The sequence below is a fragment of the Citrobacter sp. KH_055_1 genome, from assembly GCF_057838705.1.
On the sequence record NZ_CM174473.1, the window covers coordinates 4,134,203 to 4,153,398 of the forward strand.

Genomic DNA, 19,196 nt, shown 5'->3' on the forward strand with positions numbered 1-19,196 from the left:
GGTCATGCCCTTCAGTCAACAGAGGGGGAAATGGCTTCCCGGGTCCACTGCCCGTTAATCAGGCGCAGCAGGTTCAGAGGGTTGTCATCCTGGACAGCAGGCGGAAGCAGCGCGGCAGGCACATTTTGCAGGCATACCGGACGTAAAAAACGATCGATAGATTGGGTTCCTACCGAGGTACCACGAGCGTCGGTAGTGGCAGGCCACGGGCCGCCGTGCACCATGGCATCACAGACCTCGACACCTGTCGGATAACCGTTGAACACAACGCGTCCCGCTTTTTCACTGAGGGCGGGCAGCAGGCGTTGCGCCAGCGGCCCATCATCAGATTCAGCGTGAACCGTTACCGTCAGCTGGCCCGGAATGGCGCGCAGAATGGACTGCAATTCCCCCTCATCAGCCACCTCGACCAACACCGCCAGCGGGCCAAACACCTCATGCTGCAGAAGTGGATCCTGTGCCAGCAGCAGCGAAGCAGGTGCCTGATACAGCCGGGCCTGCGCGCGACCGATAACCCCTTCGTCCGATCCTGCCAGACGCTGAATATTCGGATGCGCCTCAAACGCGCTGACCCCTTCTTCGTAATGGGCAAGCGTCGGGGCATTCAGCATGACTTGTGCCGGCACCTGGCCCACCGCGTCTTTCAGTGCCTGGATGAAGCGGGAAATACCCTCGCCGCGCAAGGCAAGGATCAGCCCCGGCTTGGTACAAAACTGGCCACATCCCAGGGTGAAAGAGGACACCAGCTCATGTGCCAGCGTTTCTGCCCGGGCAGCGACGGCCTGCGGCAGAATAATCAGCGGGTTAATGGCAGACATTTCCGCAAAGACGGGGATCGGCTGTGGACGCTGCTGCGCCAGTTGCCAGAGCGCCTTGCCACCGCGCAGCGAACCGGTAAACCCCACCGCCTGAATCGCCGGATGGCGAACCAGCTCCGCGCCAATATCGGTGCCGAAAATCATGTTAAAAACACCCGCAGGCAGGCCAGAGGCCGCGACCGCACGCACTATCGCCTGGGCAGTCAACTCCGCCGTCGCCATATGCCCAGGATGGGCTTTCACCACCACCGGGCAACCGGCCGCCAGCGCGGAGGCGGTATCGCCCCCCGCCGTAGAGAAGGCCAGCGGGAAATTGCTGGCACCGAACACCGCCACCGGGCCAAGCGCGGTCAGATACTGACGCAGGTCCGGGCGCGACAGAGGCTGACGCTCAGGGAGCGCGGTATCAATGCGTACGCCAAATGCATCGCCCCGACGTAGCACCCCGGCAAACAGACGCAGCTGATTGCTGGTACGCGAGCGCTCTCCCTGTAACCGTGGCAGCGGCAGCGCCGTCTCCTGATGGGCAATCGCGAAAAAGTCCTCACCGAGCAGATCCAGTTCGTTGGCAAGCGTGTCGAGAAAGTGGGCACGCACATCGGGCGATGTCTGTGAATAGACCGGGAATGCCTGCTCAGCCGCCACCGCGGCGGCGGCGGCCTCCTCGCGGGAGGCCGGGTAAAAATGGTATCCAGTCAGTTCGCCATCAGCGGCGCGCAGGCTCGGCAATGTCGCCTCACCGCTTGCCACCCGGCGACCGGCAATAAACTGCTGCCCCGATACAGAGAGAGGTAATGTCATCATCGCTCCTTTACTTAAAGGCCGACATCCGGCAGCTGTGGTCGGGTCGCCAGCGCCTTCTCAACAATCGCCACCACTTGCGCACGGGTATCCCCTTCCAGCGCCAGACGCGGTGGGCGGGTAATGGCGCTACCGCGCCCCAGCAATTCTTCACAGAGCTTGATGCACTGCACCAGATCCGGACGCGCATCCAGATGCAGCAGCGGCATAAACCAGCGGTAGAGCGCCATCGCTTCCTCATAACGCTGCTGTTTTGCCAGGCGGAACAATGTCTCTCCTTCACGCGGGAAGGCGTTTGACATCCCGGAGATCCAACCTTCTGCCCCAACGGCGATGCTCTCTACCACCACATCATCCAGCCCGGCGAACAGCACAAAGCGGTCGCCAACGGAATTACGCAGGTCGATAAAACGGCGGGTATCACCGGAGGAGTCTTTGAAGCAGACGATGTTGTCGCAGTCGGCGAGCGTGGCCAGAATGTCCGGCGTCACGTCGTTTTTGTAAATCGGCGGGTTGTTGTACACCATGATCGGCAGGTCGGTAGCCATAGCCACACTGCGGAAGTGGGCCGCCGTTTCATGTGGTTTTGAGGAATACACCAGCGCAGGCATCACCATAATGCCGTCAACGCCTACGTGCTCAGCCTCTTTCGCCATCTTTTGTGCAAACGCGGTGGTGAATTCGGCCACCCCCGCAATGACCGGGATCTGACCGCCCGCAGCGTCTTTCGCCACTTCGATGATCTGCAGCTTTTCCTGCGTGGTCAGAGAGGTGTTCTCCCCCACGCTGCCGCACACCACCAGGCCAGAAACACCATCCTTGACCAGGTTTTTCATCACCGTGTGGGTGGCATCCAAATCCAGGGAATAATCGCTGCGAAACTGGGTGCTGACTGCCGGGAATACACCGCTCCAGTGAATGGCTTTCTTGCTCATGTTCGGTTCCTTGTCGTCAATTTGTTAATTTAAAGTGAATGAATGGTGAATATTCACTGACAGATTGACGTTTCAGGCGACCGACTGCTTGGTGGTTTTCTTCCTCTTTGATGACGAAATTAGCACAGTGAGCGTGTTTTACCCGGCGAGCGTGAGGCGGAAATCACGCGGTGTAGAGCCCGTCATCGCCTTAAACTGGCGGCTAAACGCGCTGTGATCGGTATAACCACACTGCAACGCAATATCAGTAATCGGCGTATCGCCCGCCAGCAGTTCGGTGGCTTTTTCCAGTCGAACTTTGTGGATCATCTGGCGCGGTGTGAGATGAAAAATACGCTTGCAGTAGCGTTCAATTTGCGCGACCGACATGCCACTCAGGGCGGTTAGCTCTTCCATCGCAATGGGCCGGTGGTAATGGTTGCGGATATGATCATCGACGATCGCCAGCCGCTGCCACGCCGGGTGACGCGCCTGCGCTTCCTGCAGATCGTGTGAAATTCCTGCCATACCGATGACCTGGCCCTGCGTATCCCGCAACGCCAGCTTCTGGGTCAAACACCAGCCACGTTCACGACCGTTGTAGAGATGCATTTCCAGCTGATCGCGCAGCGTTACCCCTTCGCGCAGCACCCGCATATCCTGCTCGGTATAGCCCAGCCCAAGCGCCGAAGGGAAAACATCGGCAGAGGTTTTGCCCAGCAGAGAGACCACGGTCTTAAACCCGCAGCGACGTGCCAGGGTCATATTGACCATCAAATAGCGGGCCTGCACATCTTTGATAAAAAAAACCACATTCGGAATGGCATTAAGCAGTGGCGCAATCAATGCCATCGCATGGAGCAACGTCTGGATATTGTCCGGACGCTGGCGCGCCAGCCCTTCACATATCTGGCTAAGTTCAGCCACTTCCAGCACCGGCGACGGGGCCCGCACATCATCAATCACACAGGACATCATGCTTCCTCCCGATTAGTGACCTGAATATTTATTAACTTTTTGTTAACTGAGCAAGTGTCCTTACCGCGTTTTGCGATCCTGCCGTAGGTTTATAATTTCCCCTTTTCCAACCACTGGCGCGGTTGCCTTTTTTGGTTTACCACACCACTAACCAAATGATTAATAAAAAATAAATATGACAAAGCCATAACAATGATGCCGGCCATTATGCTGATTTCGTCATTTGGCGTGACGAAAGCGATCAAGCAGGAACGCAAGGCTTGCGTCAGCATTTAGCAACAAAGTATTAACCTTCCGGAGATCCTATGACAGCGCAGTACAGTGAACTGAGAGTGATTGATTCCCACACCGGCGGTGAACCCACTCGCCTGGTCATCGACGGTTTTCCGGATCTGGGAACGGGGAACATGGCCGAGCGTCGGGCGCGTTTTTCCCGCGACTACGACGACTGGCGTAAAGCCATTATTCTAGAGCCACGCGGTAACGACGTCCTGGTCGGCGCATTGCTCTGTGAACCTGTTTCGCCACAGGCCACGGCGGGGGTCATCTTCTTTAACAACTGCGGCTTTCTGAATATGTGCGGCCACGGCACCATCGGGCTTATTGCCTCGCTGGCATGGCTTGGCCGCATTCAACCCGGTAAACATCTGATTGAAACGCCGGTGGGCGATGTAACCGCCACGCTGCACGAAGATGGCAGTGTCTCGGTCGAAAACGTTCCGGCATACCGCTGGCGTAAGCAGGTACAAGTTGAAACCGTTCACGGTACGGTAACGGGTGACATCGCCTGGGGCGGCAACTGGTTCTTCCTCGTCAACGATCATCCGTTCGCGGTCACGCCGGACAAGATCCCTGAATTGACGGCATACGCATGGGCAATCCGTGAAGGGTTAGATCGTGCAGGCATCCGTGGCGAACATGAGGGCATTATCGATCATATCGAACTGTTTGCTGAGGATGATCACGCGGACAGCCGCAACTTTGTACTCTGTCCAGGTAAAGCCTGGGATCGCTCCCCCTGCGGCACCGGCACCAGCGCCAAGCTGGCCTGCCTGGCAGAGGACGGTAAACTCAAATCCGGAGAGTCCTGGCGGCAGGCAAGCATCATCGGCAGTGAATTTACGGCGCATTTCGTGCCGCATGGCGACAAGATCGTCCCGACGATCCGCGGAGAAGCATGGGTCTGCGGTGATAACCGGCTGATCCTCAATCCTGACGATCCGTTCTGCTGGGGGATCGTGCTGTGACCGAAAGTGACGTTATTGTCATCGGTGCCGGGATTATCGGCGCCGCCTGCGCCTGGCAGTTGGCCGCTCGCGGGCAGCGCGTCACGCTGGTCGATGACGGCAACCCGGGCGCGACGGCGGCAGGCATGGGCCACCTGGTGTGCATGGATGACGATCCTGCGGAGCTCGCCCTCTCCGCCAGGTCTCTGGCGAGCTGGCGTAAACTGACGCCCCGGATGCCGGAAAGCTGCGCCTGGCGCGGATGCGGCACGCTGTGGCTGGCAGAAACGCCGCAAGAGCTTGCGCTGGCAGAAGAAAAGAAACAACGGATGGCACAATACCAGGTTGTCAGCGAAATGCAGACCCGCGATCAGCTTGCCGCACGCGAACCGCTGCTCACCGCCGGGCTCACCGGCGGGCTGTGGGTCCCCGACGACGGGATAGTTTACGCCCCAAACGTCGCCCGCTGGTTTATTGACGATGCCGATTTAACCCATCTTCGTGATAGCGCCCTCTCTGTTGATGCCCCCTACGTCACCCTAAACAGCGGCAAACGACTGCGCGCACGCGCCATCGTCATCGCCAATGGTCTGGGGGCCAACACGCTGTTGGATGAACACTGGCTCAGGGCAAAAAAAGGCCAGTTGGCGATCACCGACCGTTACGGCCCCTTGCTCAGCCACCAACTGGTAGAGTTGGGATACGGTGCCAGCGCCCATGCAGGCGGCACCTCTGTGGCATTTAACATTCAGCCGCGCCCCACCGGACAGTTGCTGATTGGCTCCTCCCGCCAGTTCGATAACACCGACCGCGAGGTTGATCTCCCCTTGCTGGCACAGATGCTGGCGCGAGCACGCCATTTTTTACCGTCTCTGGAGACGCTTAATATCATCCGCTGCTGGAGCGGTTTTCGGGCAGCATCCGCTGACGGCAACCCGCTGATTGGCCCACACCCCACACGTCCGGGTATCTGGCTGGCGCTGGGGCATGAAGGTCTGGGCGTCACGACCGCACCGGCAACCGCCGAGTTACTCTGCGCCCAGATCCTGGGTGAACGCCCGGCGATATCTCCGGATGCCTGGCTCCCCGCACGCCTGCACAAGCAGGAGGCCATCGCATGACAACTCTGAACGTGATAATCGACGGCCAGACCTGTGAGGTTCCCGTCGGAATAAGTATTGCGGCAGCACTGGCCCTGGTGGGCAATGGCGTGATCCGCCGTTCGGTCAGCGGCAAACTGCGCGCGCCCTTCTGCGGAATGGGTGTGTGTCAGGAGTGCCGCATCACGGTGAACGGGCGCCGGGTGCTGGCCTGTCAGACGGAATGCCAGCCCGAAATGGTGATTGAAAGGAGCCATCATGCAAAACGTTGACTGTGAGATCCTGATCCTTGGCGCAGGGCCAGCCGGATTGTCGGCGGCACTGGCTGCCGCACGTTGTGGAAAATCGGTGGTGATCCTCGATGACAACCCGCGCCCCGGCGGGCAAATCTGGCGCGACGGGCCGCAGGTTTCGCTACCCAAGCACGCCCGGCAGCTTCGTCAGGCGGTGGCGGAACACCCCCGCGTTACGCTGCTGAACGGTGCCCGGCTCATTGCCCGTCCCGCCCCACATTCCGTTGTCTTCGAAACCGCAGACGACTGCGGCGAAATCCGCTGGCAGCGACTGATTTTATGCTGCGGTGCCAGAGAACTCTCGCTGCCTTTTCCCGGCTGGACGCTACCCGGCGTGACGGGTGCCGGAGGCCTGCAGGCCCAGATAAAGCACGGCCTGCAGCTCAAGGGGGAGCGCGTGGTCATTGCCGGCAGCGGTCCACTTCTGCTGGCGGTCGCCAGTACGGTGAAACGCGCTGGCGGGAATATTGTGGCCATCATCGAACAGGCACCGATGACCGCACTGGCCCGTTTCGCGACAGGGCTCTGGCGTTGGCCGGAAAAATTGCACCAGTTGGGCGAGCTCTTTCCGGCCCGCTATCACCCGGCAAGCCAGGTCATCCATGCGCAGGGGGATTCCTGTCTTCAGTCAGTGACCGTACGCTACCAGGGAAAAACCCGGGAGATCGTCTGCGACAGGCTGGCTATCGGCTACGGACTGGTACCGAATATTGAACCCGGCGCAATCTTTGGCTGCAAAACAGAAAATCAGGCGATTTGGGTCGATGCAGAGCAACGCACCAGTGTGCAAAATATCTATGCGGCAGGGGAATGCACAGGTTTTGGCGGCAGCGAGCTGGCGTTAGCCGAGGGAGAAATTGCCGGCTACGTCGCAGCAGATTGTCCACAAAAGGCCCAAGCCGCCATAGCCGCGCGCGCGCGCTGGCAGCGTTTTGCCCAGGCACTGCATGCGACGTTTGCGCTGCCGGAGTCGCTCAAAGCCGCGATCACCGCGGATACGTTGCTGTGTCGCTGTGAAGATATTCGCTGTGGAGATGTACAAAATGCCGAAAGCTGGCAGGCGGCTAAGCTCGCCTCACGCTGTGGAATGGGTGCCTGTCAGGGAAAAGTCTGCGCCACCAGCGCCCGCTGGCTGTACGGCTGGCCGCTACCGCAACCGCGCGAACCGCTCTCCCCCGCGCGAGTCGACACGCTTATCCATCTCGCAAAACCAGAGAGCTGATTTATTTGTTCCCGCGCTTTGCATTATGGCGATGCCGAGCGCGATAAAGGCTTTGCGCAGTACTGCCTGTGCACTAATGCTGGGTAGGATCAGGCAACTGATTCACCGGCCAGGCACAGACACTGACAGAAGGCGGATGATACGCTGTCGTTACAAAAAATACTCGTTATCTGCAGTAACATGTAGATTATAATTACTGGATATCTAGCAAGGCGGTCATCCATGATAGTGAATCCTTAGCTGACTGAGATATCACTCGACCCGCCTTTCGCTCACAGCGGACTTTCAGCTCAGTTAACGTGTCCGTTCCGTGCCAGAAGCTGATATCACGAACGCTATTGATCGTTAGGTCAGAACATGTGCCCGCTTGGGTGAGATACTTAGAACATCTTACACCCAAACTAAACCATCTAGAAATATAGTGAATAAATAAGTTATTCATATTTTTTGACATGCAAGCGAGATATTACAAAATCACCGGAGGATTCAACTTTCGTAGTTTCATTTCGAATATATTCAGAGTATAGGCAGGTAACATTAGGATAATTAAAACTACATAATATCGCCGCTAAAATATGTGGCTTTGGCCCAAATGGAATAATGGAGACGTTATATTCAGACCTAAGAGGGGAGAGCATTTGTGACATATTATCATAACATGTAGCAATACTATTGATTGGCAACTTTATGAGTTTATCTTCACCACCAAGGCAGTGTAAAATAAAGTCTTTGTTTTTTTCTAAACAAGTGTTTTCATAGTCATAGCTTGCAGCTGGTGCAGCCATGATACCAAAGCATCTGTTTGGGTTTAATAAGTTGTACAAACGTTGAGGACCATATCTATCAAATCCCAACATAAATATTGCTGCATTATGTCTTTTGGTTAATGAAATACCTTCACATCCCGGAATTATGCGTAACTCACCTAGTTCAACGTTGAGATCTAAATTTTTATACACTGCAGTTGCGTATATCAAATCTACTGTTACTTTTAATTCACAAAAATTGACTAGGTAGTTTAAAATTGCTGCATACCAAGCTCGAGACATCGAAGTGTAGTCAATTAGTATTTTTAATTCCCTAACATTAACTTTGTTAATTATTTCACTTAGTGCTTTTTGTATTTCAGAAATTTCTCTTTGTGAAATCTCTAGCAATTTGAAGCCAGTCCAGCTTTTTGAAAAATAACTCAAACTATCGATACGAACTGTATCTTCTTTATGTTGGTCAAAAGCTAAAACAATCACATTGTCGATATTATCCTTATTCAATCGTGTAGCTACATCAATACAGCGTTCTTCGTATCCACAAGAAAATAATGCTATATCATATTTTGATTGACTTAGCTCACCTATTGATAAGTCATCTACATGTAATTTATTCATCATCCCCCTCCCAGTCTAGACTATATTGCCCATCATCATTGTTTTTATTTATAGCTTTAAATCGGCTATAAGAAGAGTTGTTCATTATCACAGATAATTTGATTGAGTTTCCTTTTCTTGGCATTAAGTAAAAATGAGGTGACAGACAAAAGGCCAAAGAAAATCTGCCTTTTCTATTTGGCATTTTGTTATCGTTGTCCAACCCTCTAAAATCTGGGTAAATTAAACCTAGATCTACAGCTGTTTCTATATATTTCCATACGTTATCATCTTCAACATCGAATGAGAATGAGTTGTATGTATCTGTATTTATTTTGTCTGTATGAAGTTTGTCTTTTAAAAACCTACCAATTGTTGTAAACAAATCGAAAGCTTTCTTTCCGTCCACCTCTAGGTTTAAACCATCTAGCTCTGAGTATGAAAACTCTTTTAGTTTCGCACCTTGTTCCTTGTCTGATAGAGGCTTAAGTTCAGTACAAGACTCAATATTCTTTGAAAAAAGATAATTGAATAACCGTAATAGTCGACGGGGGTTTCCATCAGAACACCTTACTATCAGTGAATACCCGGAAAATATAAATGGCGAAGCATTTCCTTTATAACGCTGAAAGGAATCTTTTAATATCAGAGTCCCTCTCAATTTCCTTGATACTGAGCTTTCAAAAAGAGAATAGTCTTGTTCCAATAACCTCTCCGCTCTTTTGATCGTACTGGAATCACAATACTCTCTCACCTTCTCCATAAGTTTATCATCAGGGAGTACATCTTTAGGAGAGTCAACTAATATTGAATTACCCAAAAGAATCTCAAGTGTGATATCTTTATTTATAATAGATGAATTGTTTATTCTCTTTCTAAAAAGTTTATCTGCGAAATTTTCAAAGAAATCATGAGAGTTATTATTTGAACTACCATGGAGGCCTTGCTTATCAATATTTAAATAATCAAAGTCGTGCCCCATGTTTAACGGAGTGCCAGTAACAGTTTCCAGAGTGTAGTGCCGGTATGGCATTGTTGTTATTTTGAATACGATTTCATTATATGATCTCATATGCGTGTTCAAAATCCTATGATGATCTTTAGTTAAGAACTCAGCCTCATCAATACAGACACAGAATGTAGATGAATTAGAAAGTCCTATTTCTTTCCTTACCGTGGATAGTGCCATTATTAAAGGTTTGAATAGATCGGTATTAAAGTTAAGCCCAACCATAAGATCATCATCACTTAATCCAAGGCCTAATTTCATCTTGTTAAATATAATATTTTTTTTGTATTCGGTAATCTCTAACTCGTCATAAATATCGGTAATTGTATTTAACTTCTTAGATAACCATAATTCTGATATTTTATTACAAATGGACTTTTCTTTGATAATCCTATCTATTTCATCCTCAACATACGAATGAAGGCAGCTTCGTATGGTATCTAGAAACCTTGCGCATGAAGATAGGTTCAAACTCCACTTAAAAAGCTGGTTATTATCATCAATATCACCAATAGAGTTTACCCATTCAACTTTCAATGGAATATACGTCGCAATAAATGAACGTTGCTCTATTATTTTTCTTGCTTTTTCATCATTTAATTTAGTAAGACATTCATGAGAAAGCATTTTAATCAAAGCAGTCTTACCCGAACCTCGAGAACCTAGTATTATATGATTTTTGTTAGATATTAGAGATTCAAATGCTGGAGTCCAAACAAACTCTTCAGCTAGTTGGTCTGAAGTGAAGTATCTAGCATTAGAGTGTTCAAATATATTATTAAACCCAAATAAGTTATGCATGTTATTTTCCCTTCAGCAAAATGAACAACTCATCTTGTCCTGGAGTTTTAAATATTGTAAAGCCAATCTCATCCGATAAATCTACAATGGTTTTTTCAAGTAGCTTTCTCGAAGTATATATTATATCAGCATAATGATTAGATAGTTCACTCCACTTTACATGTGTCTGCGTCTCGAAAAAACTCTCAATAGATTTTTTTAGCTGATTTTTTAGTTCAATAGGTAACATGCGATTACCAAAAAATTCTTTATGCGGTATTCCGTTAATGGACTCATCTTTTGTCCACCCATGCCCTGTGTTGTGTGACCAAGTCACTACCTTCCCTAAAGGTGTTTTGTTTACATCACAAATTTTATCAACTTCAATTTGATGGATAGTATTCGGTACCCCTTGGAACCATCTATCATCTAAACGCGCAGAGAAACTGCCAGCACAAAGTATATTAATAGGGTGCTGATAGTCATCAGAATACTGTGCAAGCCTAGGTATATGTTTATGTCCATGTACGATAAAATTAATGTTATGCTTAGACGCAATATCCATCAGGATAGCTGCATTTTGTAAGATGCTATGGTCAGCGGCATCAAAAGGTAAATCAGGCTGCTGGATTGGATGGTGATGTACAACTAGCAGATTAATCTTCTCGCTATATGCAATCTTCAGTTCTTGAAGCTTTCTATCCAGTTCTGTTAGATCCTGTTTGCGAATAATGCCATGATGAGGTTTTCTATCATAGTGGTCATAAACCGAACTGTTCACACCAATTATATTGAGGTTCTCATCACTCCAAATAGCAAAATATGGTTCATTGTAATAACAGCCAAAATGAGCTCGGTCTAAACATTGTTTAAAAAAGTCATTGAAGCGTAAGTTGCTATATTTGCGTTCAATTGTTATATTAATGTTTTCTTTTGAGGACATTGAGAGTTCTTCCTCAATCCAGTTACCATCGTGGTTCCCTGGAACAAAAAAGACTTTTTCTTGCTCTACTCCCACAATCATCGCTATTTCTTTCAAGCGTGTAGATGCAAGTTCAAATTCTTCTCTGGTTGCTCTGTTAGTGATGTCACCCGCGACAACAAGATAGTCAGCTCGTATATCCTCTTGTTTAGCAAGATGTCTTAATTCATTTAGAAACTGATTTTTTACAGCGTTGTTAGAGCTCCCTACTGCAAACTCAGTTGAAACAGCTGCGTCACCAACATGTAAATCACTAATGATTATTATTTTCATATGCCAGATACCTATAGGTATACTAATACTGTTGTATGATATCACAGTTGGGTAAGTATCCAGTTTTAAAGGATAAATCATTTTTAGTGGCCTTTCACTTCCTCCCAGAGATAAATGTCCATAGACCGCTGTGAGTTCAACGGGTCGATGCAACGCTATCCTTAATCAAGGGGGGCGTTGCCATGAAACGAAGAACTCGGATTAACTACACGCCAAAGCAGGCGTCCTACTCCTCAGTTTGTCCCCCTTTGAACCTAGGGTGTAGATCCGGACTCTTGGGCGCATTAGAGTGGTGATGTATGTAATGGTCAACAAAAACCGGACACGGCGCCACAGTCGCCTCGGCGGCGTCAGTCCGGAGGCCTTCGAACAGGCCTCGTCGTGAGGACAGAATTTGTCTACGGGCGTGGGGTCAGTCCAAAAAGCTATTGCGATGAAACATATCCATAAGATATATATGGCATTACTGCTAAATATGTGTAAAAAATAGTGATACCGATGCAACCCTTTTCTCTGCTCTTTCAAGGACAAATCTCAGGTCAAGAGAGTCATAAGATGCTAAATCATATTTATGGAATTGTTGGTATAGTTGGCACACTAGTTACAATTGTGACGAGCTACATCAGAAATCAAGAATTGTCGCAATGGCTACTTGTATGTTCTGGTTGGCTTGCGGCTCTATTGATAGGTTGGTTCACGCATAGAACTATTAAAGTTCTAAGCAAAAATCACAAAGAAACCATCATTAGTAACGATGGTGTTAAGCAAACGCTCATAGAACGGAATGAAACATTAACCACACAACTTACACATGCATTAGAACAAAAAGAAAAAATGGAAGGAATCGCGGCTTATTTAGCCACTCAGAACCCACAAATTAACGCCATGCCTAGAGCCATCGCGCGACAAGAGAATACTGAGCCAGGAGGTAATTAAGATGAAAGTAAATTTTGATAGTTATTCATATTATCCTGCATTAAGGACTCGTGCTGCTGAAATTCTTGGGTTGAGTCAACTTGCTCATGATAAGAAAGAGAAAATACTTCCACTTATAACTTTAGGAAAATGGCCCCGTTCAGATGAAATTCAAGTTTCTCTTGATAAGAGTCTGGAAGCAATGAATAACTTGCCTTTTATACTGGATGTTACTCAAGAGAACAAGCATCATTGCGCATCAAGCTTTGACCTTCTATCTTCAGAAAATAATTTTTCAAACTGGATAGCTTTTTGCTCTAAGAATGAAAATATTATCCCGATAGTTCAAATGCCAGAATCTGCAAGATTAAGGGATATAGTACAGCAGGCAAGAACACTTGAAGAGAATAAAGGCTCCATTGCATTCCGCATAAAGAATCTTAACTCTGATATAAATAAAACAATAGCATCACTCGTGTCTCTCGACTCCCCTGAAAATGCAGTTATATTCATAGACTTAGGCTACATTCGCGGCCACGTCTCAGCAATGACGTCTGCTGCCATAAGTGCAATAAACCAAATAAGGACAGAAATTCCTGAGGCTATAATAAGTGTACTGTCGACTAGTTTCCCAAGTTCAGTCGCAAACTTTGCAGGAGAAAATGGTCAATCTGGTTATATTGATATTATGGAAAGAGAATTCCACCAAACTATCGGAGGGCGAGGAGTTTCTATATACGGAGATCATAGTTCAATTCACTCTGTTGTATATGATGATGTTGGTGGGCGTTATGTTCCTAGAATTGATATTGCATTAGATGATGCTTGGTTTTTTGAGAGAAGGCCAGGGCTTGATAGTAAAGGCTATATCGAAGCGGCAAGAGCGATTCTTAAAAGATACCCTAATTATCTTGAAGAGGAATCTTGGGGGGCGCAGATGATTAAAAACGCAGCATCAGGCGATATTGCTGGTATGGGGAGTCCTGCTAAATGGATTTCTGTGCGCGTGAACCTTCACATAACAAAGCAAATTGAGCTATCAGAAGCACTTAAAACAGATTACGATCCTGAAGAGGATTTCTTCTAAAAAATAAGGGAGGTCTCCCTCCCTTATCGCACGACCCTTTTCAAAACCTTGATAGGAGTGATGCTCCCAACTTCGCCGTGCTTTCTCATAAACCCCTCAATATCAACCGTATAAAAATCATTTAATCTTTCTTCAGTATTATCTTCGAAATCTTTAAAGTGGTTATGTTCCCGCTTCTTTTTTGATTTACTTAACAAAGTCAAATCATTAGCACTCGATAATTCACTCCCTGCTAATTTCTTCATATAATCATCAGAAGTTTCTTTATAGCGCTGCTTAATTGCATTAAGGGCGAATTCTCTAATTCTAGATAAGGGGATTTGCTCAGCTATCCGCTCTAAAGCCTCACGACCAGACTCAAATAAAAACTTTTTCCCGTTTTCAACAAGAAGTAACTGCAACTCTTTTTTCAATAAGAAATTAATATATACCTTCTTATTCCCGAGAACTGCCGTACGCCCACGTTGAACTATTTTAAAACGAATGCCTTTACTAGTATTTAGGTATTCAATAACACCAACATCTGATGTTACTTTCTTCGCTATTTCATAGGTAAATTTTGGGGCACAAACAACCGTTACCTTTTCAAAACGAGATGTAAAGGTTTCTAACTGACCGTCCAATCTTTTAAGAGAATCAAAATCACTTTTTATTTCAAAAGCTTGCAAGTGACCATTAGCCACGGCCAAATCAGCGCGGCGACTCCAATTCGCCACAACCATTTCATTAATAATAGTTGCGTTATCCAACAACCCCTTTCTAAAAAGCCAGTCAATAAATGCGACTTTTACATCTTGCTCTCTTAATAAAACTGACATAATCTCGCCACACTTTTAAAAATTATTAAATATTATAGCAAAAAAAACAAATTCTATCCATCAATCTATTTGAAATGATTTTTTGATAAAGAGCTAGATCTCATTTACTTTATTCCCACAGTCATAGGGCGATATATACTCCTTGTTATTCAATTCTAAATAATCAGCCCACCACTGAACCATTTTGCGCCTTTCATCTAAATGTTCTGATGTATGAATATAAGCAGCCCTAACGCCATTACGTTCTGTGTGACTCAACTGACGTTCTATCGCATCATCACTCCACAATCCTGACTCACCCAATGCACCACGCGCCATCGTCCTAAATCCATGCCCGCAGACCTCGGTTTTCGTGTCATATCCCATCGCACGCAATGCGCTGTTTACCGTGTTTTCACTCATAACCTTAGTTGAGTCATGATCACCCGGAAAAAGCAGCTCTTTATCACCACTAATCCGCTTTAACTGTTCTAACAAATTCATCGCCTGACGACTAAGCGGAACGATATGCTCCTCTTTCATTTTCATGCCGCGATACGAGTAACGCACCCCTTTGATTTCTTCTCGTTTAGCAGGCACGCGCCAAAGAGATTTATCGAAGTCAAACTCATCCCAGCGCGCGAAACGTAACTCACTGGAACGCACAAAAGTGAGTAAGGAAAGCTCGACCGCGATCCATGTCATTACGCGGCCACGATATGCAGCAAGACGTGCAAGAAACTCAGGGAACCGGCTGGAGGGTAAGGCGGGGTAATGTCGCGCTTTGGTTGTTGATAGCGCACCGGCCATGTCACTGGCTGGATTAGAGTCAATGTAATCGTTCTGTACAGCATAACGCATAATAGCCGTGACACGCTGCTGAAGACGCTGCGCAACATCATGCTTACCACTGGCATCAACTTTTTTAATCGGGGCTAACAGGTGGCTAGTTTTGAGCTGGCGAATGTCGGACGAACCGATATGAGGGAAGATATAAAGCTCAAGATAGCGAAGAACGCGCGATCGATGGTCTTCACTCCAGCGCTTGTTACTGGCATGCCATTCACGAGCAATGGTTTCGAAAGTATATGCCCCCGAATTCTCGGCCTGAGCTTCTTTCTGTTCGGCTTTTGGATCAATGCCCTGCACTAACAGCTTTTTAGCTTCGTCGCGCTTCGCTCTTGCCTGAGCAAGCGTCACAGTCGGCCAAACGCCAAAAGCGAGGCGATCCTCTTTTTTGTCAGAGGGGCGTCGGTATTTCATGCGCCAGTATTTAGAACCCTTGGCCGAAACCTCGAGATACAAACCGCCGCCATCGGCCATTTTGTAAGTTTTGTCTTTTGGCTTTGCGGTCTCGACCTGTCTAGCGTTGAGCTTCATTTTGGGGGCACATTTCTAATCGAAGTTAAGATGCCCCCAATTATGCCCCCAATGACATCCGGATTTCAACGGACAACCTCGGACGACTCAGGACGTAAAAATCGCTGCAAGCATTGATTTTTAAGGGATAATTGGACTTTCTCGGATGGTCTTGGAAGTACTAATGGTGCCGAAGGCCGGACTCGAACCGGCACGTATTTCTACGGTTGATTTTGAATCAACTGCGTCTACCGATTTCGCCACTCCGGCACGGAAGGGATGCGGAAAACGTTGTGGATTATACCTGTCGCACGCCACCATGCAAGCGGCAGCGCACGATAGTCGCGCTAAGTGTTGAAAAAAACAGCGTCATTGCGGTTCGATCGCCCATACGCCCTTCTTCCTCCCGCTATTCTCATCTCTAAAACCTGAATTTTTCCGGAATTTACCTCGCAAAAAAATGCAACGTGACCCGCTCGGTTTACATTTGCTGCTGTTTACTATGAGATGTCGTTACTGAATCCAGTAATAGCAGTTACCAACCGTTCTCAGGACACCGTTATGCGTTTCTATCAGGTTGAACCCACGCTGGAAAACTACTGGCGTGGGATTATCCTCTTTGGCAAGAATGTGGCTTCCTACAAGTTTGCGCTCGCCCATGCATTGCACGAACTCAAACCTGATGGCAGCGATCTCATCACGCTTGAAGATCTGGCTGTACCGTTCAGCAGCCATTTATGCCGCCATCTCAGACATGCGCCAAAGCAGATAACCTCACGCAGCAGCCAGTTTATTGCCGCCTGTACGCAATTTAATAACGGCGAGATCACGCGTGATGAACTCACCCCCATCACGGTCCGGCAGGGGTTTAATAATGTGATTGATGCCTTTCACAATGTGAATCAGGGCGAAATTGAAAAACGCTTTTTTATTGATGAGCGTAAAACGCATAAAGGCATCCGGATGACGGATAATTTCTACAATCTGGGTGAACGTCTGCAATACCGAAACCTTATTTTTGAAACAGATGCGCGCTGGAGCCTCGTCGAACAAGCCTGGGCAATGAATATCTCCAGCCACCTGATAAATGTCGAGTATGACAACGATGACCAAATGCTGTTTAGCAGGAACAGTGACCGGCGGGTGACGATCTCCAGCTGTCGGGACAGCCTTAACGGTTATCAGAAGGGGCGCTGCTTCTACTGTTTTGCGCCTATTAGCTTGCTCCCTGGCGACGACACCTTTGCCGATGTTGATCATTTTATCCCGTGGAAAGCTCGGGGACAGGTCGCAAATATCGATGGCGTCTGGAATCTGGTACTCGCCTGCAAAGAATGTAACCGGGGTGGGAAAGGCAAATTTGCCCAACTTCCCTCACCCAGGCTACTTCAGCGTCTTCGGGACAGAAATGAATATTTCATAAACAGCCATCTCCCACTGCGTGAAACATTGATTCGCCAGACGGGCGCGACCCCGACGCTGAGAAACACATTTTTGAACGACAGCTGGAACGAGGCGCTTAAAATACTCTTTCACCAATGGGAACCCCTTGCACAAGGAACGGATACATTCTGATGACTCTCGAATATTACCAGCGCCACGCGCAGGATTTTTTTAGCTCTACAGTTAATGTCGATATGGAATCGCTTTATCTCCCCTTCCTGCGACACCTCCCGCAGAGCGGACGTATTCTGGATGCAGGCTGCGGCTCCGGCCGTGACAGTAAGGCCTTCCTGGAAAAAGGTTATCAAGTCGAAGCATTCGATGCCTCTGCAGAAATGGTTAACCTTGCCAGCCAGCATACCGGACTGTGCGTCAAACAGATGACATTTAACGATATCGCCGACACCGAACGCTATGATGGTATCTGGTGCTGTGCATCGTTGCTGCATGTGAGCGCCGAAGCGTTACCCGGTGTAATGAGCAAACTCGCCCACGCGCTTAAAACCGGGGGAATATGGTATGTCTCGTTCAAATACGGCGAAACAGAAAGAGTGAAAGACGGCCGTCACTTTACCGATCTCACCGAGCAGGGACTGGAAAAGCTGATCGCACCGCTGAGCGATATCACGCTAATCAGCAGTTGGACGACGCTCGATAAGCGTCCTGACCGCGACGAAATGTGGCTCAACGCATTGCTGCAGAAAAGGCCCTAATCCCCCCTTCTGCGAAGCACCCTATTTCCCCATGCTCTACACTTCCTGTTCAACACCACACTGAGGGAAACACGATGTCGATGATAAAAAGCTACGCCGCAAAAGAGGCGGGCAGCGAACTCGAACTCTATGAATATGATGCGGGCGAGCTAAAGCCGGAAGATGTCGAAGTACAGGTCGAATACTGCGGTATCTGCCATTCCGATTTGTCGATGATCGACAACGAATGGGGGTTCTCTCAGTATCCGCTGGTTGCCGGGCATGAGGTGATTGGTCGCGTGGCGGCGCTCGGCAGTGCGGCGCAGGATAAAGGCCTGAAGGTCGGCCAGCGTGTCGGCATCGGCTGGACGGCACGCAGTTGCGGGCACTGCGATGCCTGTATCAGCGGTAATCAGATTAACTGCCTGGAAGGTGCCGTTCCCACGATCCTCAATCGTGGCGGCTTTGCCGAGAAGCTGCGCGCAGACTGGCAGTGGGTGATCCCGCTGCCGGAGAGCATCGATCATGCGGCTGCCGGTCCATTGCTGTGCGGCGGCATCACGGTGTTCAAACCGCTGCTGATGCACCACATCACCGCCACCAGCCGCGTCGGGGTGATTGGTATCGGCGGCCTGGGGCATATCGCCATTAAGCTGTTACACGCGATGGGGTGCGAAGTCACCGCGTTCAGCTCCAACCCAGCGAAAGAACAGGAAGTTCTGGCGATGGGGGCCGATAAAGTGGTTAACAGTCGCGATCCGGAGGCGCTGAAAGCGCTGGCGGGCCAGTTCGATCTCATCATTAATACGGTTAACGTCGATCTCGACTGGCAGCCCTATTTTGAAGCGCTGGCCTACGGCGGTAATTTCCACACCGTCGGCGCGGTGCTGAAGCCGCTGCCGGTGCCGGCGTTTACTTTAATTGCCGGCGATCGCAGCGTCTCCGGCTCGGCAACCGGCACGCCGTTCGAACTGCGCAAGCTGATGAAGTTTGCCGGGCGCAGCAAGGTGTCGCCAGTCACCGAGCAGTACCCGATGTCGAAAATCAATGAAGCTATCCAGCACGTGCGTGATGGCAAAGCCCGTTACCGCGTGGTGCTAAAAGCCGATTTCTGATGCGGTGGCTCAGTCCCGTAAGGGGCTG

General features: G+C 49.1%; 17 protein-coding genes and 1 tRNA gene. 9 read left to right on the plus strand and 9 right to left on the minus strand.

Annotated features, from left to right (window positions below; genetic code table 11):
* Positions 1-11 precede the first annotated feature (11 nt).
* From AC3ITF_RS19435 to AC3ITF_RS19445, 3 genes are all read right to left on the minus strand, one after another.
* A complete protein-coding gene (locus AC3ITF_RS19435) occupies positions 12-1,619 on the minus strand; it encodes an aldehyde dehydrogenase (NADP(+)) (protein WP_489176459.1) in 1,608 nt (535 codons plus the stop codon).
* Between the two features lie 14 nt (positions 1,620-1,633).
* Positions 1,634-2,554, minus strand: coding sequence for a dihydrodipicolinate synthase family protein (locus tag AC3ITF_RS19440; RefSeq protein ID WP_135912639.1), 921 nt, complete (start codon positions 2,552-2,554; stop codon positions 1,634-1,636).
* Between the two features lie 138 nt (positions 2,555-2,692).
* Positions 2,693-3,508, minus strand: a complete 816-nt coding sequence (locus AC3ITF_RS19445; RefSeq protein ID WP_146717640.1) for an AraC family transcriptional regulator — start codon at positions 3,506-3,508, stop codon at positions 2,693-2,695.
* A 308-nt stretch (positions 3,509-3,816) separates the two neighbouring features.
* On the opposite strand from AC3ITF_RS19445, the gene AC3ITF_RS19450 reads away from it, so the two are divergent.
* From AC3ITF_RS19450 to AC3ITF_RS19465, 4 genes are read left to right on the plus strand one after another with little or no spacing between them, the layout of a single operon-like run.
* Positions 3,817-4,758, plus strand: a complete 942-nt coding sequence (locus AC3ITF_RS19450) for a 4-hydroxyproline epimerase (protein ID WP_135912640.1) — start codon at positions 3,817-3,819, stop codon at positions 4,756-4,758.
* Complete coding sequence (locus AC3ITF_RS19455; RefSeq protein ID WP_489175945.1) at positions 4,755-5,858, plus strand: NAD(P)/FAD-dependent oxidoreductase; 1,104 nt, start codon at positions 4,755-4,757, stop codon at positions 5,856-5,858. Before AC3ITF_RS19450 ends, AC3ITF_RS19455 begins: the two co-directional genes overlap by 4 nt.
* Complete coding sequence (locus AC3ITF_RS19460) at positions 5,855-6,109, plus strand: (2Fe-2S)-binding protein (RefSeq protein ID WP_181618553.1); 255 nt, start codon at positions 5,855-5,857, stop codon at positions 6,107-6,109. The genes AC3ITF_RS19455 and AC3ITF_RS19460 overlap by 4 nt, the downstream gene beginning before the upstream one ends.
* The gene (locus AC3ITF_RS19465) at positions 6,096-7,352 is read left to right on the plus strand and encodes an FAD-dependent oxidoreductase (RefSeq protein ID WP_489175946.1); all 1,257 of its coding nucleotides are present in this window, start codon (positions 6,096-6,098) and stop codon (positions 7,350-7,352) included. The genes AC3ITF_RS19460 and AC3ITF_RS19465 overlap by 14 nt, the downstream gene beginning before the upstream one ends.
* Before the next feature lie 434 nt (positions 7,353-7,786).
* Here AC3ITF_RS19465 and AC3ITF_RS19470 read toward each other — a convergent pair whose 3' ends face one another.
* From AC3ITF_RS19470 to AC3ITF_RS19480, 3 genes are read right to left on the minus strand one after another with little or no spacing between them, the layout of a single operon-like run.
* Positions 7,787-8,740 carry a hypothetical protein gene (locus AC3ITF_RS19470; RefSeq protein ID WP_489175947.1) on the minus strand — a complete coding sequence of 318 codons (954 nt, stop codon included), beginning with the start codon at positions 8,738-8,740 and terminating at the stop codon, positions 7,787-7,789.
* Positions 8,730-10,526 (minus strand): ORC-CDC6 family AAA ATPase, encoded by a 1,797-nt coding sequence (locus AC3ITF_RS19475; protein WP_489175948.1) that lies wholly within the window; start codon positions 10,524-10,526, stop codon positions 8,730-8,732. Before AC3ITF_RS19475 ends, AC3ITF_RS19470 begins: the two co-directional genes overlap by 11 nt.
* Position 10,527: 1 nt before the next feature.
* Positions 10,528-11,841: a metallophosphoesterase family protein gene (locus tag AC3ITF_RS19480; protein ID WP_489175949.1), complete on the minus strand. Its 1,314-nt coding sequence runs from the start codon at positions 11,839-11,841 to the stop codon at positions 10,528-10,530.
* A 474-nt stretch (positions 11,842-12,315) separates the two neighbouring features.
* On the opposite strand from AC3ITF_RS19480, the gene AC3ITF_RS19485 reads away from it, so the two are divergent.
* Both AC3ITF_RS19485 and AC3ITF_RS19490 read left to right on the plus strand, forming a co-directional pair.
* Positions 12,316-12,696: a protein gop gene (locus AC3ITF_RS19485; RefSeq protein ID WP_116311779.1), complete on the plus strand. Its 381-nt coding sequence runs from the start codon at positions 12,316-12,318 to the stop codon at positions 12,694-12,696.
* Position 12,697: 1 nt separating this feature from the next.
* Positions 12,698-13,762, plus strand: coding sequence for a beta family protein (locus tag AC3ITF_RS19490; RefSeq protein WP_116311780.1), 1,065 nt, complete (start codon positions 12,698-12,700; stop codon positions 13,760-13,762).
* A 23-nt stretch (positions 13,763-13,785) separates the two neighbouring features.
* On the opposite strand, the gene AC3ITF_RS19495 is transcribed toward AC3ITF_RS19490, so the two are convergent.
* The 3 genes from AC3ITF_RS19495 to AC3ITF_RS19505 all read right to left on the minus strand — a co-directional run bounded on the left by AC3ITF_RS19495 (position 13,786) and on the right by AC3ITF_RS19505 (position 16,188).
* On the minus strand, positions 13,786-14,580 hold the full coding sequence (locus AC3ITF_RS19495) for a sce7726 family protein (RefSeq protein ID WP_116311781.1): 795 nt from the start codon (positions 14,578-14,580) through the stop codon (positions 13,786-13,788).
* A 93-nt stretch (positions 14,581-14,673) separates the two neighbouring features.
* Positions 14,674-15,939 (minus strand): tyrosine-type recombinase/integrase, encoded by a 1,266-nt coding sequence (locus AC3ITF_RS19500; protein WP_489175950.1) that lies wholly within the window; start codon positions 15,937-15,939, stop codon positions 14,674-14,676.
* Between the two features lie 164 nt (positions 15,940-16,103).
* Positions 16,104-16,188: transfer RNA gene (locus tag AC3ITF_RS19505), tRNA-Leu, on the minus strand.
* A 291-nt stretch (positions 16,189-16,479) separates the two neighbouring features.
* On the opposite strand from AC3ITF_RS19505, the gene AC3ITF_RS19510 reads away from it, so the two are divergent.
* From AC3ITF_RS19510 to ahr, 3 genes are all read left to right on the plus strand, one after another.
* On the plus strand, positions 16,480-17,493 hold the full coding sequence (locus AC3ITF_RS19510) for an HNH endonuclease (protein ID WP_489175951.1): 1,014 nt from the start codon (positions 16,480-16,482) through the stop codon (positions 17,491-17,493).
* On the plus strand, positions 17,493-18,074 hold the full coding sequence (locus AC3ITF_RS19515) for a class I SAM-dependent methyltransferase (protein WP_096758481.1): 582 nt from the start codon (positions 17,493-17,495) through the stop codon (positions 18,072-18,074). Before AC3ITF_RS19510 ends, AC3ITF_RS19515 begins: the two co-directional genes overlap by 1 nt.
* Before the next feature lie 74 nt (positions 18,075-18,148).
* The gene (gene ahr / locus AC3ITF_RS19520; protein ID WP_096758482.1) at positions 18,149-19,168 is read left to right on the plus strand and encodes an NADPH-dependent aldehyde reductase Ahr; all 1,020 of its coding nucleotides are present in this window, start codon (positions 18,149-18,151) and stop codon (positions 19,166-19,168) included.
* Positions 19,169-19,196: the final 28 nt, after the last annotated feature.

What these genes read in the sequence shown, in the direction of transcription:
- AC3ITF_RS19510 (WP_489175951.1), top strand. Translation starts at nt 16,480, where the DNA reads ATGCGTTTCTATCAGGTTGAACCCACGCTGGAAAACTACTGGCGTGGG.
- AC3ITF_RS19435 (WP_489176459.1), bottom strand. Translation starts at nt 1,619, where the DNA reads ATGACATTACCTCTCTCTGTATCGGGGCAGCAGTTTATTGCCGGTCGC.
- AC3ITF_RS19460 (WP_181618553.1), top strand. Translation starts at nt 5,855, where the DNA reads ATGACAACTCTGAACGTGATAATCGACGGCCAGACCTGTGAGGTTCCC.
- AC3ITF_RS19440 (WP_135912639.1), bottom strand. Translation starts at nt 2,554, where the DNA reads ATGAGCAAGAAAGCCATTCACTGGAGCGGTGTATTCCCGGCAGTCAGC.
- AC3ITF_RS19450 (WP_135912640.1), top strand. Translation starts at nt 3,817, where the DNA reads ATGACAGCGCAGTACAGTGAACTGAGAGTGATTGATTCCCACACCGGC.
- AC3ITF_RS19475 (WP_489175948.1), bottom strand. Translation starts at nt 10,526, where the DNA reads ATGCATAACTTATTTGGGTTTAATAATATATTTGAACACTCTAATGCT.
- AC3ITF_RS19500 (WP_489175950.1), bottom strand. Translation starts at nt 15,939, where the DNA reads ATGAAGCTCAACGCTAGACAGGTCGAGACCGCAAAGCCAAAAGACAAA.
- AC3ITF_RS19480 (WP_489175949.1), bottom strand. Translation starts at nt 11,841, where the DNA reads ATGATTTATCCTTTAAAACTGGATACTTACCCAACTGTGATATCATAC.
- AC3ITF_RS19515 (WP_096758481.1), top strand. Translation starts at nt 17,493, where the DNA reads ATGACTCTCGAATATTACCAGCGCCACGCGCAGGATTTTTTTAGCTCT.
- AC3ITF_RS19485 (WP_116311779.1), top strand. Translation starts at nt 12,316, where the DNA reads ATGCTAAATCATATTTATGGAATTGTTGGTATAGTTGGCACACTAGTT.
- AC3ITF_RS19465 (WP_489175946.1), top strand. Translation starts at nt 6,096, where the DNA reads ATGCAAAACGTTGACTGTGAGATCCTGATCCTTGGCGCAGGGCCAGCC.
- AC3ITF_RS19495 (WP_116311781.1), bottom strand. Translation starts at nt 14,580, where the DNA reads ATGTCAGTTTTATTAAGAGAGCAAGATGTAAAAGTCGCATTTATTGAC.
- AC3ITF_RS19470 (WP_489175947.1), bottom strand. Translation starts at nt 8,740, where the DNA reads ATGATGAATAAATTACATGTAGATGACTTATCAATAGGTGAGCTAAGT.
- AC3ITF_RS19490 (WP_116311780.1), top strand. Translation starts at nt 12,698, where the DNA reads ATGAAAGTAAATTTTGATAGTTATTCATATTATCCTGCATTAAGGACT.
- ahr (WP_096758482.1), top strand. Translation starts at nt 18,149, where the DNA reads ATGTCGATGATAAAAAGCTACGCCGCAAAAGAGGCGGGCAGCGAACTC.
- AC3ITF_RS19445 (WP_146717640.1), bottom strand. Translation starts at nt 3,508, where the DNA reads ATGTCCTGTGTGATTGATGATGTGCGGGCCCCGTCGCCGGTGCTGGAA.